A 13,884-nucleotide genomic window follows, 5' to 3' on the forward strand; every position below is an offset into this window, starting at 1 on the left:
AATGGGAGAATAGGCATGACTGATTTGCAGAACTGGACGCCGCGCCCCAAGCCGGAACGCAAAGTGCTTGAAGGTCGATATGTACGGCTGGAACCGCTGGACCCGAAGAAGCACGGGGACGAACTTTTCGCCGCTTCTTCGGTCACCGATGCAGACCAACGTTTTACGTGGCTGTTCGAGTTTCCGCCCGCAACCCGGGAAGAATTCGAGCCCTGGCTGGAAAAGGTGGCGAAAAGCGAAGACCCACAGTTTTTCGCCGTCATCGACAAGGCCAGCGGCAAGGTCGCCGGACGCCAGACCCTGATGCGCATCGATTCCGCTCACGGCGCGATTGAAATCGGCAACATCTATTGGGGTCCACTGATTTCGCGCAAGCCCGCCGCCACCGAAGCACAATTCCTGTTCATGCAGTATATTTTCGACGAGCTTGGCTATCGTCGCTACGAATGGAAGTGCAACAACGACAATCTGCCGTCCAAGCGGGCTGCGGAGCGCTTCGGCTTTTCGTTCGAGGGGATTTTCCGCCAGCATATGGTGGCGAAAGGCAAGAACCGCGATACGGCATGGTTTTCCATTCTCGACAGCGAATGGCCTGCCTTGAAGAAAGCCTATCAGGCATGGCTTGCGCCGGAAAACTTTGATAGTGACGGTCAGCAGAAGAAGAAGCTGGAGGAGTTTCGTGATCTTGGCTGAGCGTAAGAAGAGCAATCCGGCAATTGCTGCCGCCATCATCCTGATCGGCTTCGGGGTGCTTGCCTATTTCGTGCCCAGCATCATGCTGGCGCTGGGCGAGCGCTCGCAAATCGCGGCGATTATCTTCCCGATAGTTTTCGTTCTGGGCTTCTTCGCCATTTTTTGGCTGCGCTCGCGCCGCCAGAACAAGGATTAACCAACCAGCGAAGCGCTGAGCAAAAGCGCACCTGTCAGCGCGATGAACAGGGCGGCGGCAACTTCGATTGCCGCCTTCAGCCGTCCGGACATGGCATTGCTGCCTGCAAATCGCAAGGCCGTGTTTTTTGCTGTGACAGCCAGCGTGGCAAGAACAGCCACGGTGATGAATGTGCCGAACGCCATGGCGAAGACTGAAAGCAGTCCGCCGACCATCAGGCCATTCAAAAGCGCAAACGTCAGCACGATCAGCGCGCCGGAGCAGGGACGCAGGCCCACCGAGAAAATCGCCGACCACGCCGTTTTCCAGTTGAAGTCGTCGCCGAGCGTCGACGGATCGGCAATATGGGCGTTGCCGCACGCGGCGCACACATCGCCCTCGCCGATGAAAATATGATCCGATGCAGCAGCGGTTGCGGGTTTGTAATTGAGCTTTACTGTGCTGGTGGCAGCCGCCGCGCGCGTGGTCTGCGAAATACTGCCCTGCCATGCCGGACCGGAAGCCATTGCCGGTTCGGGTGCTGCAGCAAAAAGCGACGAGGCCGGGCTGGGGCTTGCATCGTCTTGCTTCTTGAAAAGTAGCGGTAGTTTGCGCGCCAGAAGCCAAAGGCCGAAAAACAGGACAAGCGCAAAACTTGCAATTTCCATATAACGGGCGGTCTGATTCATGGAAATGCCGGTGCCACGCAGCAGGAACCATGCCAGACCGACCACGGCGATGGCCATAATCGCCTGCAAAAGCGACGAAATGAACGACAGGAAGATGCCGCGCCGCAGCGCCGTTTCGTTGGCGATCATGTAGGACGAGATGACTGCCTTGCCGTGGCCGGGCCCTGCCGCATGAAAAATGCCATAGACGAAGGAAAGTCCGACCAGAACCGAAGCCTGCCAAGGATCTTCACGCATGGCTTTCAACGCATTGGTCATGGCGAGATAAAACGAGCGCTGCTGTTCGTTCATCCAGAGAATGATGTGCGCGAAAGGCCCGGTTGGCTTCATCGCCACCTCATTCGCACCGATACCGAGCGATGACTGCGCATAGGCCTGCGCAACGATCATCGTAAGGCAAAGAGTTAGAATGAAGGTAGCCGGTTTTCTCATCAGCCTGTTTTCCCTTTCGGTTCGCAGTCTATCTCAAGACGGGTCGCGAATATTTTCGACATGTCCGTGCCTGCCGGATCGTTGAAGAAGGCATCGGTCAGTGTTGCCTGATTCTGGGCGAGCGCTTCATCCGGATTGGGGCGCACGACCTTGGAGGTGCAGCCTGCGGGCAGGCCTTTCACAACCAGATCGCTGTCGTTCATGTAATCGATGGCAGTATAGAAAGTCGGGTCGTAGACGCCGAAGCTGACCTTGTGGCCGGGGGCGAGTTTCAACGGCTTTTCAGGCTTGCTCGTAAAGATGATGAGCAGGCGATTTTCGGTGAAATCTGCTGCGAGGTCGGTCGGCCTCGCCATTTTCACGTCCTTGCCATCATCCAGAACAGTTTGGAAATATTTGAACTCGGCAATCGAGCCGTTGATGACATGGCCGAGGTCGATCAATTCATTCTTGTCGAGCTGCAGATCGCCATTCTTGTCGAATTCCATCAGGACGGTGGAGGAGAAAACGTCGTCGAAACGCCAGACATGCGCAAGCTGTTGCACTGTGCCATCGGGGGCTATGGTCAGTTCCAGTCGTGCGTCGGCAAAGACATGCGGGTGAGCGAGCGCAGCCGTCGGCACGAGACCGGCCAGCAGTGCAGCTGCGGCAGACCGAACGAACCTGCTTTTGAGCCAAGACGACGAAACCAGCATAAAACTTTCCGTTAGAGTTTTCCCACGCTTATGCCCGAAGGCGGCGAAAGTGCGACGTTCTATTTGCTTTATCGTATATCTTAGTCCCGAAAACCGTTTCACACTTTTCAGGATGCATTCTATTCTCGCTCCTTGAACCATTGGGTCAGAAAATCGACCAATGCCCGGATTTTTGCCGGCAGATAGCGCCGATGTGGATAGACGGCATAGATGCCGCCATCCTTCACGATGAATTCATCCAGACAGGCAACCAGCCTGCCGCGCTCGATTTCTTCTTCGGCGATGAAGGCGGGCAGCATACAGAAGCCAAGCCCGGCGAGTGCTGCATTCTTGGTGGCGACGGGGCTGTTCACCTCGATGGGACCGTTGACGGGAACTGTCATCATCGAGCCATCCGTATTGCGGAAATGCCAATTGTTGCGCGAGCGTGCATTGGTGTCGATGATGCAAGGCCGATCGGCCAGATCTTCCGGACGTTCGGGCTTGCCGACGCGGGAGATGAGTTCGGGCGCGCCGCACAGGATGGAATGGAATGGCGACAGGCGCTTGGCAATGAGGGAAGAGTCCTGCAAACGCGTGATGCGGATCGCAAGATCGAAGCCTTCCTCCACCAGATCGACAAAACGGTCATCCAGCCGCACATCGAGCACAATGTCCGGATGGGCGAGGCAAAAGTCGATCAGCGACTGCCCAATGACGGCATCGGCAAAAGTGCGCGGGGCCGACAGTTTGATACGCCCGCGCGCATCAGAACTGGTTTCGCTGACAGCATCCTGCAGCGCGTCGATCTCGCGAATGATCTCCACCGCTCGGTGATAATAGGTGTGACCGGCTTCGGTCAGCGAAAATTGCCGCGTGGTACGGTTGAGAAGGCGTGCACCGAGTTCGTCCTCCAATTCCCGCACATATTTGGAAAGAAGCGCCTTGGAACGTCCGATTTTTCGCGCAGCGGCGGAAAAGCCTTCCGCCTCGACCACGTCGATGAAGGCGCGCATACGTGTGAGTGTGTCCATGGTCTAGCCCCGCTTCCCGATGATGTTTTTGGCCAGCCCGATCAGCGCCCGGTCGCTGCCGCGTGGTCCGATGAAGGAAATCCCGAAAGGTGCGCCCTGCACCTGTCCCAAAGGTAATGTGATCTGCGGCAGGCCGGAAAGTACCGAAAGGCAAAGCAGGCGCAAAGCCTGTTCGCGATAGGCCTGCAATGTCTCGAAAGGCTCTTTTGCCAGCGGAGCTGCACCCGGTACGGTCGGGAGTGCCAGCACGGCATCATTGCCGACGATCTGTTCGAGTTCCTGCGTGAATTGTGCCCGGCGCATACGCTGGCTGGCAACGAGATCAGCGGCGATTTCCGCACCGAAGGCAAAACGGTCCGCGACGCCGGGGCCGAGCTTGCGATCGCCGGAGGAAATCCAGCCGCCGTGTGTCGCCCAGGCTTCCGCGCCTTGTATGTGGCGGAAGACCAGATAGAGTTCGTCTATCGAGAGCGTCGGCTGGCTCGCCGCCTTGAGACCCGAGAAGTGCGGTCGCACTTGGGCGAACATGGTGCGATAGGCGTCTGTTTCCTGCTGACCGAGCAGAAGCTGTTCCAGAACCGGCATATAGAGAAGTTGCGTCAGCCTGAATTCTCGGGCGTCGTTGCCAAGCAGGATAGAGCCAACGCGGTCGTAAAGGTCGATATCGCGTGCAAACCATCCAATCGTATCGAGCGAGGGCGCAAGCGGCATGATGCCTTCGAGCGGAATGCGGCCATGGGTGGTGCGCAGGCCGACGAGACCGCAAAAGCTTGCAGGTGCCCGAATGGAGCCGCCCGTATCGGAGCCGAGCGCAATATCGGCGAGTTTGCCCGCAACTGCTGCTGCCGAACCGGATGATGAGCCGCCGGTAACGCGGTCCGGTGCTGCCGGATTGATCGGATAGGGGAAATGCGAATTCTGCCCCATCAGGGAGAAGGCAAGTTCGTCGGTCTGCGCCTTGCCGACAAATTCGGCACCGGCGGCGAGGAGCTTCTCCACCACCGGGGCCGATCTTTCGGCGCGAGGTGATTCGGCCTCGATTTGCGGATTCCCGCATCCGGTTGCCATTCCGGCGACGTCATAAATGTCTTTTACGGCCAGCCGTTCACCTTTAAGCGGTCCGTCCGTTGTGTGAACGGGTGACTTTTCGGGTTTTGCAATGATGGCGTTGAAGGGATCGAAACTGGCCATTGTTCACAACATGCAGCAATTAACGGTCTATTTACGCTCTTTCGAGGCAGGTCTGAGCTGCGAATGTTTCACTTATATTGAACAATGGCAAGCGTGCCGTTCAACGCGATCCTGCCAAAATAAATTCGTCCGGAGGAATTTTTGTCATTGAATGGACACGACTTTGCGCTTATATCGCGCTTGCCCAAAGTCGCACGTGCCTGTGGGTGTCCGCCGATCCTCGAATGGTGAGGAATTCGGTACGGTACCTGGACCTAACCGCTCCAGTCGATCTGTTGGCCAACCGCCAGATCGAGGACATCTTGAAGCAACGACGGTGCGGGCCTTTCTAGTGTCTTTCGGCTGTCCAAAAGCCGAAATTACTGAAGAGGCACACCTTCATTGCCAGAAGTGCGGATGCGGTTCTCCAATTCCAATCCAAGGCAGACAAAGCGGAGTAACGCGGGTTTAGCGTTGTTCCATCGCCGCATGAGTTTTCGCGTGACATCAGCACCTCCAAAGGCTGGCCTCACGGCGGATGCGTTCATGCACACTTTGTCCTTAGAGTTTCTCTTGGTCCAAAGAGGACCTGCGAAATTCTCTAAGTCCTTTTCTGCGTAATCCTTTCCGAAAAGTCTGAAACTTTTCGGGGTTACGCACCAGAATACGGCAAGATCAAGCCGTGCGGGAGAACGACCATGGCAACGCAGCGTATCATCGACTTCCTCAACACCCGCCGTCCGGACGGTCCTTGCCTCGTCGTCGACACCGACGTCGTGCGCGACAACTATCAGAGCTTCGAGAAGGCTTTGCCCTATTCGCGCATCTTCTACGCGGTGAAGGCAAATCCTGCGCCGGAAATCCTGCGCCTGCTCGCTTCGCTCGGCTCGTGCTTCGATACTGCGTCGGTTGCTGAAATCGAAATGGCTCTGGAAGCCGGCGCAACGCCAACCCGCATCTCCTATGGCAACACCATCAAGAAGGAGCGCGATATTGCGCGCGCCTTCGAGCTGGGCATTCGCCTTTATGCGGTCGACTGCGTTGAAGAAGTCGAGAAGGTTGCTCGCGCCGCTCCCGGCAGCCGCGTGTTCTGCCGCGTGCTGACGGATGGTGAAGGTGCTGAGTGGCCGCTGTCGCGCAAGTTCGGTTGCGTGCCTGCGATGGCCATCGACGTTCTGCGCCATGCAAAGTCGCTCGGTCTCGATTCCTACGGTGTATCGTTCCACGTCGGCTCGCAGCAGACGGACCTCTCTGCATGGGACCGCGCGCTTGGCGATGCAGCATCGGTGTTCCGCACCCTGGCTGACGAAGGCATTGTCCTGCGCATGGTCAATATGGGCGGTGGGTTCCCGACCCGTTACCTCAAGGACGTGCCGACTGCTCAGGCCTACGGCATGGCGATCTTCGATGCGCTGTCCAAGCATTTCGGCAACCGTATCCCGGAAACCATCATCGAACCGGGTCGCGGCATGGTCGGCAATGCAGGCGTGATCAAGACCGAAGTGGTTCTGGTCTCGCGCAAGGCAGACAACGACAATGTGCGCTGGGTCTATCTCGACATCGGCAAGTTCGGCGGTCTCGCCGAAACCATGGACGAGGCGATCCGCTATCAGATCGTGACCCCGCATGACGGCAGCGAAACCGAACCATGCGTGCTGGCTGGGCCGACATGCGACAGTGCGGACGTACTTTATGAAAAGACGCCGTACCCGCTGCCGGTCTCGCTGACCATCGGTGATGAAATCCTCATCGAAGGCACGGGCGCATACACCACCACCTATTCGGCGGTGGCGTTCAACGGCTTCGAACCGCTCCGATCCTACGTCATCTGATCATTCAGACTTGGTATGATCCCGAAAAGTGGGAACCGATTTTCGGATTAGATCATATCTTCAAAAGTCCCGAATGATCCTCTCAATCCGCCCAGTGCTGCAAGGCGCTGGGTGGGGTGTGCTGCTGCCGCTTTGCGGGGATAGATGTCATGAATGTAACTCTGGAAATTCAGGAACATACTGCAACCATCGTCGCTCCGGCTTTCACAATAGCGGGCGAAACGCTGGAGCACGTGCTTGCGCGTGAATCGCTGCTGGATCGCGCGATGGGTGAAGGCCGTCGCCGGAAGTCATCGGAAAAGCTGCGTCGCGGTCGCCTGCCTGCGGACGGTCTGGCTTTTGCCGCGCTTGGCGAAGACGGATTGCTTGCAGGTACTGTGCGGCTATGGAATGTCCATGCCGGTCTCGATGTTTTCGGCTTTCCGGTGCCTGCCTTGCTGCTCGGCCCGCTGGCGGTCGATCCGTTCGCTGCCGGTTGCGGTATCGGTTCGGCGTTGATGCGTCGTGCGATCGATGAAGCAAAAGACCGCGGCCATGGCGCGATCATCCTTGTCGGCGATCCGGAATACTACGAGCGTTTCGGCTTCACCGCTGAAAAGACCGGCGAGCTTGCCATGCCCGGCCCTTATGAAAAGCGTCGCTTTCTGGCGTTGGAGCTGAAGCCCGGCCATCTTGACGGGACACATGGCATTCTGCGTGCCAGCGGGCGCAAGGTGCCGCGCGTTGAGACCTCTTTGCGGCAGTCCGCGTGAATTAGGGCGCATCCCGAAAAGTGTGAAACGGTTTTCGGAAAAGATGCGCGTCAAAACAAAGAGATAGAGCGCCGATCTGATCCAATCAGATCGAAACGCGCTCTAAGATAGACGCAGCAGCCGTCCGAAGTTGCGGACGGCTGTGATTGCAAGGCCTGCAAGGAAGCCTGCAATCAGCCCGGCAATGACGATCAGCTTGCGCGATGTGCCTGCGGGATCGAGCGGCGGGCGAGCTTCCGACAAAACCCTGACATTGGCCGTATTCAGACCTTCCTGTTCGTTCGTCTCGCGCGAGCGCAGGAGGAAGGCTTCGTAGACCGAGCGCCGTGCTGTGGCTTCGCGCTCAAGCTCACGCAACTTCACCAGATCGCCGCTATTGTTCGCCTGTTGCGATTTTAGCTGCGCCAGGCGGGCAGTGAGGTCCTTTTCCTGCAGCGTGGACCGGGCGACCTCGACCTGCAACGAGGAGCGGATGCGTCGCAATTCGGCATCGATGTCGTTCAGGACCGTGCCTGCCTGCGACTGTGCCTGAATGAGTGCCGGATGGCGCGGCCCAAGCTGGGTGGACAGGCCGCTTGCCGTCTGGCGCGCCTGCGCATATTGCGCGCGCAGCGCGGTCAGCGTGTTGGAACGCAGATCTTCCGGCAAGGTACCGGATACAACACTGTCGGATGTGGCGCTGTTCAGTACCTGCACACGGGCCTGAAGCCGCATTGTTTCAGCGCGCTGGTTGGTCAACTGGTCGTTGAGCCGGGTCAGGTCGTTATCGCTGATCAGCTTGCCGTCGACATTGACGAGATCGCGTGAGGCGCGGAAATCAGCTGCTGCGCGCTCCGCCTGTTCGACATTGGCGCGCATATCGGCAAGACGGTTCGACAGTTCGTCCGAGGTGCGCCGTGCAGCATCGGATTGCACGGATGCAAGCTCGCTCTGGAACACGGAACTGATCGTGTTCGCAAGCGATGCCGATTTCTGCGGATCACGCGTTTTCACCGAGATTGAATAGATGAAGGTCTTGGCGTCGCGACCGATGGCGATGCTCTTGTGCAGATTGTACAGGACGCGGGTTTGCAGTGTCTGGCTGTCGCTTGCCTTTTTGGGCGACAGCATATCCCTGATCTGTGCAAACAGCCCGGCAATGCCGGTTGGAACCAGAGTGCCGTTGAATTCGGGGTCTTTTGTCAGTTCGGTCCTGTCGATCACTTTCAGCAACACACTGCTGGAATCGATGATGCGTGCCTGGCTTTCCGCAACGGCAAGTGACGCATCGGTCGGGAGCTGACCTGGTGTCAGTTCGTCTCCAACGGTCTTGATATTGCGCGGATCGACCAGAATATCGGTCGATGCGACATACATCTGCGGCAAGGACAATGCATAGAGCGCGGCGACCACACCACCCAGTAGTGTGCTGACAAGCAGTAGCTTGCGCGATCCCCGCAGCACGTCGATAGCGATGCGCGGATCGATCAGTGGTTTCCATTCCGCATCAGGTGCCGGTCCGTCAATGACAGGGCGCTGGCGCTTGATCGGCTCCGGGGCCGGCGCGCGGGTCGGCTCTGGCGTTGGAACGGGAGTTTCGACTGTGACTTTGCGGCGCTCGCGTTCCTGAACCTTGCGTTCCAGTTCCGCCTCGATCAGCGCGACGCGCTTTTGCAGCTCGGCGACATCGGCATCATCCAGTTCCTCTTCGAGAACAGGTTCCGCCGGTTCTGGTGTTTCCTGCGCAGCATGATCGTGCTGGCGAAAGAACGCGGCGCGTTCATCCGGCGTCGCCGGTGGTGTCCAGGGTGGTGCGGTTTCGCTGTCAAAACGACCAGCGGGGCGAGCGTCGGAGAATGCGAGAAGAGGTTTCTCAACTCCCGCCTTTCTGCGCTCCTCGTGATCGCTCATTGCCGAAATCGTCCGTGTCTGTAAGCCGTCTCAACCGTTTCCGGCGCCAACGGCTGCTTTGAAATTCATAAGCCAAGGCTTGCGCATGCCAAACGGGAATCCGATTGGCTCGCACCTCAAGGCCGAATGTAATTTTTTATAGAAAACAAAACGTTAAAATAATGTCGAGGTGAAGTGCCAATTCCTTGAATCTGCAACTTTAGCTTTTGCTTGTTTACTCTTTGAGCTTGCAAAGAAGAGTTTAAGTCTTTTTAGCTAAACCCCGATTATGCCTCCGTTCCAACGAACAGGCATATACACCAGACTATGATAGGCGAGGCTCCCTGTTGATAGCGAAAGCGCTCCGGAAACTGTCAGGCAATAACGCCGGAATGGTGCGCGATTACCTGTCCCTGTTTTCAGGCTCCGCTGGCAGGCTGGTCGTCTCGCTTGTCTATTTCATTGCGCTTGCAAACACACTGCCGACCGGTGATTTCGGTATATTTGCCACCGCATCGGGCACGGGCGTGGTTCTGTCACGTCTCGTTTCTCTGGGCTTCAGTTCGCCGCTTTACCGCATATCGACAGTGAAGCCGCGCCTGCTCGGCATCTATACGGCGGGTTTTCTTGTCGCTCTTCTGGTTTCCCTGCCACTGTTCGCGCTGGCGTCCTGGCTGGTCTATTTCGTCTTTTTCAGCCGCGACATTTCATTTCTGCCTTTTGCCGTGGTGGTATTTGCGGAAGCCTTGCTCTGGCGTTCGACGGAAATCATCATCATCGTCAACAATGGCCTGCGCCGGTTCGGCATATCGGCGGGGCTGGTGATTTTCGGAACAGCCACACGCGCTGTGGCGGCTGTCCTGTTCATGTGGCTGGCGAGTGTTCATGACATTGCCCATTGGGCGTGGTGGTATGCGGCGGCCAATGGCGTTGCGCTGCTTACGGCGCTGAAATTCTATCCGTCTATCCGGCTCCGCTTCAAACCGGTTCTCTATATGCGGCGGCTTTCGGATGCGATTGCAGTCATGGGGGCCGAACTGCTGTTCTATATTCAGGCCGAGCTCGACAAGCTTCTTGTGCTGACCGTTGGCGGGCCTGCGACGGCGGGTCTTTATGCGATCATCATGCGGCTTGTCGATCTGACAGCTTTGCCTGTGCGGTCCTTCAACATGATGCTGGTGCAAAAGCTCATGCGCACGCCGGACATGCTGTCCTCATTGCGCATCCGCGCCGGGCTGGAATTTGCAGTCTTTGCCGTCTCGGTGGCAGGTCTTGGCGCTATGGTCGTGTTCCTGCAAATCTTCCCGAACGCACTCGGTTCAAGCGTTGCCCCGATTGTCGGGCTGCTGCCGCTGGTGTTGCTCGTACCGGGTTTTCGCAACCTCATCGAGTATCAGACCGAAATTCTCTATGCGCGCGGCCAGTCCGGTCTGAGGACATTGAGCATGGTGCTGATGACCGCTGCCAAGGCATTCTTCGTCTGGCTTCTGCTCGTGAATTATGCCGATAATCACGACTGGATTCTCGGCCTCAACGTCGTATTCGCCGGGCTCTATCTGCTGTCGCTGGTTTTCACCTATACGAGCATTCGTTTGCCGGCAAAACGTGTTTGAGATTTAGGCTCCGATAATCCGCCGAATGTCATCGACCGAAAGGCCGAGGAAGGACTGCATGCCTATGGCGACCTGATGCGGTTCCATTTCCGCGATGAAGGTGCGGAATTCCTCTTCGCTTGGCGGCGGTGCAAACCATTGCATCCGGCACAGATCATGGGTGTCGCTGTAATGACCGGAGCCGTGCAGGACGTCATCGACATAGCGACCATAGATGAAGCACTCGGAGAAACGACGTATATTGCCAAGGGCTGCCACCCAATGTTGTCCGGTATGGGCTTCGATCCTTTCGCACATGGAAATCACGCTATCGCGCCGCCATGAGACCAGCTGGCCGATATAGTCGTTCAGCCCGCTTTTCCCTTTCCTGATGCCGAGCAGCTTTGCCGCATTGGCCGCCCAGACTGGATGCTCCGGCCATTCCGGGTTTGCAAGCGCATTGGGGCGCACAAAAAGCCGGAGCTTTTCGTGGTGCCAGAGTGTGCCGCAATCGAAGGGACGCAGAAAAGCCGTGTCGGAATCCGTATAGAGAAATCCATCTTCCTCCACGGCACCGGCAAGTGCGATGCGGCGCAGCTGTTGCACATGCCAGCCGCGCAGCGGCTTGGTTCTGAGTGAGAGCCAAACGCGCCTGCGCCACAGATAGGTCGGATCCCAGAAGGCGTGGAGCCATGAGGGCAGCAGATCGCGTTCATCGATGATGACGCGTTGTGTGCTTTCGAGTTTGCGGAACAGGGCAACGTCCTTGCTGTCGACAAGGATATAGTGCTTCGTGAAACCGCTGACATATTTGTCTATGGTTTCACAAAGCAGCTTGCAGCGCTCGAAATCCTGATCCCAACTGGCTGTGACGATTGCGGTTTTCACCGGGGTTCTCCCTTCATCCAGCCTTTGGCAACGCGCCACAGAAATACGGGATTGCCGATGAGATAGCGTTTTGCGAGCCGTCGCGGTTCCTGTAGCAGCCGGTGCACCCATTCCATCTGGATCTTGCGCACCCAGTGCGGGGCGCGTTGCACACGACCCGTGTGCAGATCGAACAAGGCGCCGACCGCACTCGCCACCGTGCAATGCTCCGCCGTGATATGCTTGTCGATGAAGAGTTCCTGGCGCGGAACGCCCATGGCGACGAGCAGGATATCGGGATGAAATTCCTTGAGCTGACCGAGAATGCCGTCGAGATCTGCGGGCTTGAAGAAGCCGTCGGAAATGACGCGATATTCATGGTGCGGTATCTGCTGCATGAAGAGCTGCGCAGTATCGGCGGCAACGCCCGGACCGCCACCGAGAAGTGCAACCTTCAGCGGGCGTTTCATATGCTGCAGAAGGCCCGGAATGAAGTCTGTTCCGTTGAGATTTGCAGGGAACTTGCTGCCATAGGCGACCTTGCTTGCAATATCGACGCCCACACCGTCGGGCAGGATCAGGAAATCCTGCAATGCAGTGCGGTAAGCTGGGTCGGTATCCGTAATGTTGGAATTGTTGGCATTGAGCCAACCCTGTTTCATGAACCGGCCTTCATTGATGCGGTTCTCGAAAAAGGCAAAGGCGCCGGCCCAGTCGAAACAGGCGACCTTCACGCCAAGGATATTCCGGTAAGTGACATTTTCGGTATGCATCATGCCTGGTCCGTATTTTTCTCTTCGCCATGAAGTGCTTGCAGACCTCTGGCAACTGCGCGGTCCATGCCTTCGATTTGTGACCCTGTAAAGGCTTTGCCGTCCAGTCTCTGGCGATCCCCCAACCTTATCTTTTCAATGCGCTCGACGATTGCCGCAGCGAATGCCTTCGGGTCGTCGGCAATGGTGCAATTGTCCGGAATATTGCCGATACCGCGCACGGAATGCGATGTCGCGACACTTGGCATGCCCAGTTCGAATGTCTCGATGGTCTTGAGCTGCACGCCGGTTCCCGCACGGCTGATGAGCGGTACAAGCGCGCCGCTTTCGACAAATTCAGTCGCGTCCGGCACCTTGCCGACGAAATTGATATCGGACCCCACACCCGACCATGTAGCAATCAGATCGGCGGGCGTGTTGCCCGCAATTGCGATGGAAATATCGTCTGGAAGATGCGGCTTTACCTCGCGCAGGAACCATTCGAGCCCGATGCGGTTTGGGTGCCAAGTCCATGTGCCGATCAGGGCGAGGTCGTACTTGACAGGCCGCTGCTGTGCGGCTTGCATCCCGCCCGGCGTAACAAGCGGCATTGTCGCAAACCGATCAGGGCCGAGGCCGAGCGCCGGCCCGTCATCTTCGGCGAAAGTGAAAACGAAGCGGGCATTCCCGATGAGACGGCTTTCCAATCCTTTCAGAATACGGGCTTCGCGACCAAACAGGAATTTCTGGACGAAGCTTCCGGCGTCGGCGGCGTTTTCTTCTGCCGAGCGATATTCCACATTATGCGCCACGAACAGCGAGGGCTTGTCCTTGAAGATGTCTTCAAATGCACCGGGCAAGGTCACGCCGTTCAGCACATAGGCATCGAACGGGCCGATCTTGGCGATGGCCGCGTGCAGTGTCTCAGCTGGTATCACCCGCAGCTTCGCCGAGGAAACCGTAAGGCCGGTCAGGAAGGATTTCAGCACCCAGCCGATCTTGCGCTTGATACCCGCGCCTTCGGTCCGTACTTCGACTTCGCCCAGAACGACAGTATCCGCGGCATCGGCTTTCACGCCCGGCCATGTGAAGCCAAGAACGGTCACCTTTGCTCCCGAACGACGCAAGCCGTCGACCACGGCGGCGTTTGCCACTTCATAGCCGGTGGTCGGTACTCCGTGCGGAACAATCGATGTCACGAAAACAAGGTGAGGGGACGGCAATTCAACTCCTGAACAATCATTTTCGCGCTGGCAGCATCAAAAATAATGGTGCGCGCTCAAGCTTTTCCTAATGCATTATTCATCTTAAAACCCTTAACATTTCGGGTCGGTATGCTCTATGATAGTTTTG

13 protein-coding genes are annotated in these 13,884 nt (G+C 57.4%); 5 read left to right on the top strand and 8 right to left on the bottom strand.

Features of this window, described 5'->3' with window-relative positions:
• The first annotated feature begins 15 nt into the window (after nucleotides 1-15).
• The gene (locus OHI65_RS04960; protein WP_012093541.1) at nucleotides 16-693 is read left to right on the top strand and encodes a GNAT family N-acetyltransferase; all 678 of its coding nucleotides are present in this window, start codon (nucleotides 16-18) and stop codon (nucleotides 691-693) included.
• Nucleotides 680-889: a hypothetical protein gene (locus OHI65_RS04965; protein WP_010660689.1), complete on the top strand. Its 210-nt coding sequence runs from the start codon at nucleotides 680-682 to the stop codon at nucleotides 887-889. Before OHI65_RS04960 ends, OHI65_RS04965 begins: the two co-directional genes overlap by 14 nt.
• Here the strand turns inward: OHI65_RS04965 and OHI65_RS04970 are convergent.
• The 4 genes from OHI65_RS04970 to OHI65_RS04985 form a co-directional block, all read right to left on the bottom strand.
• The gene (locus OHI65_RS04970) at nucleotides 886-1,989 is read right to left on the bottom strand and encodes a nickel/cobalt transporter (RefSeq protein ID WP_012093540.1); all 1,104 of its coding nucleotides are present in this window, start codon (nucleotides 1,987-1,989) and stop codon (nucleotides 886-888) included. The genes OHI65_RS04965 and OHI65_RS04970 overlap by 4 nt on opposite strands.
• Entirely contained in the window at nucleotides 1,989-2,684 is a 696-nt protein-coding gene (locus OHI65_RS04975; protein ID WP_151689301.1) for a DUF1007 family protein, read from the bottom strand. The genes OHI65_RS04970 and OHI65_RS04975 overlap by 1 nt, the downstream gene beginning before the upstream one ends.
• A gap of 119 nt (nucleotides 2,685-2,803) precedes the next feature.
• Nucleotides 2,804-3,697 (bottom strand): LysR family transcriptional regulator, encoded by an 894-nt coding sequence (locus OHI65_RS04980; protein WP_010660692.1) that lies wholly within the window; start codon nucleotides 3,695-3,697, stop codon nucleotides 2,804-2,806.
• Nucleotides 3,698-3,700: 3 nt separating this feature from the next.
• A complete protein-coding gene (locus OHI65_RS04985) occupies nucleotides 3,701-4,888 on the bottom strand; it encodes an amidase (RefSeq protein WP_012093539.1) in 1,188 nt (395 codons plus the stop codon).
• Between the two features lie 677 nt (nucleotides 4,889-5,565).
• Here OHI65_RS04985 and odc2 point away from each other — a divergent pair.
• Entirely contained in the window at nucleotides 5,566-6,699 is a 1,134-nt protein-coding gene (odc2, locus tag OHI65_RS04990; protein ID WP_010660694.1) for an ornithine/lysine decarboxylase, read from the top strand.
• A 149-nt stretch (nucleotides 6,700-6,848) separates the two neighbouring features.
• Nucleotides 6,849-7,451 (top strand): GNAT family N-acetyltransferase, encoded by a 603-nt coding sequence (locus tag OHI65_RS04995; protein ID WP_125301777.1) that lies wholly within the window; start codon nucleotides 6,849-6,851, stop codon nucleotides 7,449-7,451.
• A gap of 102 nt (nucleotides 7,452-7,553) precedes the next feature.
• Here OHI65_RS04995 and OHI65_RS05000 read toward each other — a convergent pair whose 3' ends face one another.
• Entirely contained in the window at nucleotides 7,554-9,341 is a 1,788-nt protein-coding gene (locus OHI65_RS05000; RefSeq protein ID WP_094515863.1) for a GumC family protein, read from the bottom strand.
• 326 nt (nucleotides 9,342-9,667) lie between these two features.
• On the opposite strand from OHI65_RS05000, the gene OHI65_RS05005 reads away from it, so the two are divergent.
• Nucleotides 9,668-10,933 carry a lipopolysaccharide biosynthesis protein gene (locus OHI65_RS05005; protein WP_040128563.1) on the top strand — a complete coding sequence of 422 codons (1,266 nt, stop codon included), beginning with the start codon at nucleotides 9,668-9,670 and terminating at the stop codon, nucleotides 10,931-10,933.
• Between the two features lie 3 nt (nucleotides 10,934-10,936).
• Here OHI65_RS05005 and OHI65_RS05010 read toward each other — a convergent pair whose 3' ends face one another.
• The 3 genes from OHI65_RS05010 to OHI65_RS05020 are packed head-to-tail and all read right to left on the bottom strand — an operon-like array spanning nucleotide 10,937 to nucleotide 13,754.
• Nucleotides 10,937-11,800, bottom strand: coding sequence for a DUF6492 family protein (locus OHI65_RS05010; protein ID WP_012093535.1), 864 nt, complete (start codon nucleotides 11,798-11,800; stop codon nucleotides 10,937-10,939).
• Entirely contained in the window at nucleotides 11,797-12,555 is a 759-nt protein-coding gene (locus OHI65_RS05015) for a WecB/TagA/CpsF family glycosyltransferase (RefSeq protein ID WP_010660699.1), read from the bottom strand. Before OHI65_RS05015 ends, OHI65_RS05010 begins: the two co-directional genes overlap by 4 nt.
• Entirely contained in the window at nucleotides 12,552-13,754 is a 1,203-nt protein-coding gene (locus OHI65_RS05020) for a glycosyltransferase (RefSeq protein WP_094515867.1), read from the bottom strand. Before OHI65_RS05020 ends, OHI65_RS05015 begins: the two co-directional genes overlap by 4 nt.
• Nucleotides 13,755-13,884 lie beyond the last annotated feature (130 nt).

It is taken from the genome of Brucella sp. MAB-22 (genome assembly GCF_025908475.1).
Lineage (GTDB): Bacteria > Pseudomonadota > Alphaproteobacteria > Rhizobiales > Rhizobiaceae > Brucella > Brucella anthropi.

What these genes read in the sequence shown, in the direction of transcription:
- OHI65_RS04980 (WP_010660692.1), bottom strand. Translation starts at nt 3,697, where the DNA reads ATGGACACACTCACACGTATGCGCGCCTTCATCGACGTGGTCGAGGCG.
- odc2 (WP_010660694.1), top strand. Translation starts at nt 5,566, where the DNA reads ATGGCAACGCAGCGTATCATCGACTTCCTCAACACCCGCCGTCCGGAC.
- OHI65_RS04975 (WP_151689301.1), bottom strand. Translation starts at nt 2,684, where the DNA reads ATGCTGGTTTCGTCGTCTTGGCTCAAAAGCAGGTTCGTTCGGTCTGCC.
- OHI65_RS05015 (WP_010660699.1), bottom strand. Translation starts at nt 12,555, where the DNA reads ATGATGCATACCGAAAATGTCACTTACCGGAATATCCTTGGCGTGAAG.
- OHI65_RS05000 (WP_094515863.1), bottom strand. Translation starts at nt 9,341, where the DNA reads ATGAGCGATCACGAGGAGCGCAGAAAGGCGGGAGTTGAGAAACCTCTT.
- OHI65_RS04970 (WP_012093540.1), bottom strand. Translation starts at nt 1,989, where the DNA reads ATGAGAAAACCGGCTACCTTCATTCTAACTCTTTGCCTTACGATGATC.
- OHI65_RS04960 (WP_012093541.1), top strand. Translation starts at nt 16, where the DNA reads ATGACTGATTTGCAGAACTGGACGCCGCGCCCCAAGCCGGAACGCAAA.
- OHI65_RS04995 (WP_125301777.1), top strand. Translation starts at nt 6,849, where the DNA reads ATGAATGTAACTCTGGAAATTCAGGAACATACTGCAACCATCGTCGCT.
- OHI65_RS04985 (WP_012093539.1), bottom strand. Translation starts at nt 4,888, where the DNA reads ATGGCCAGTTTCGATCCCTTCAACGCCATCATTGCAAAACCCGAAAAG.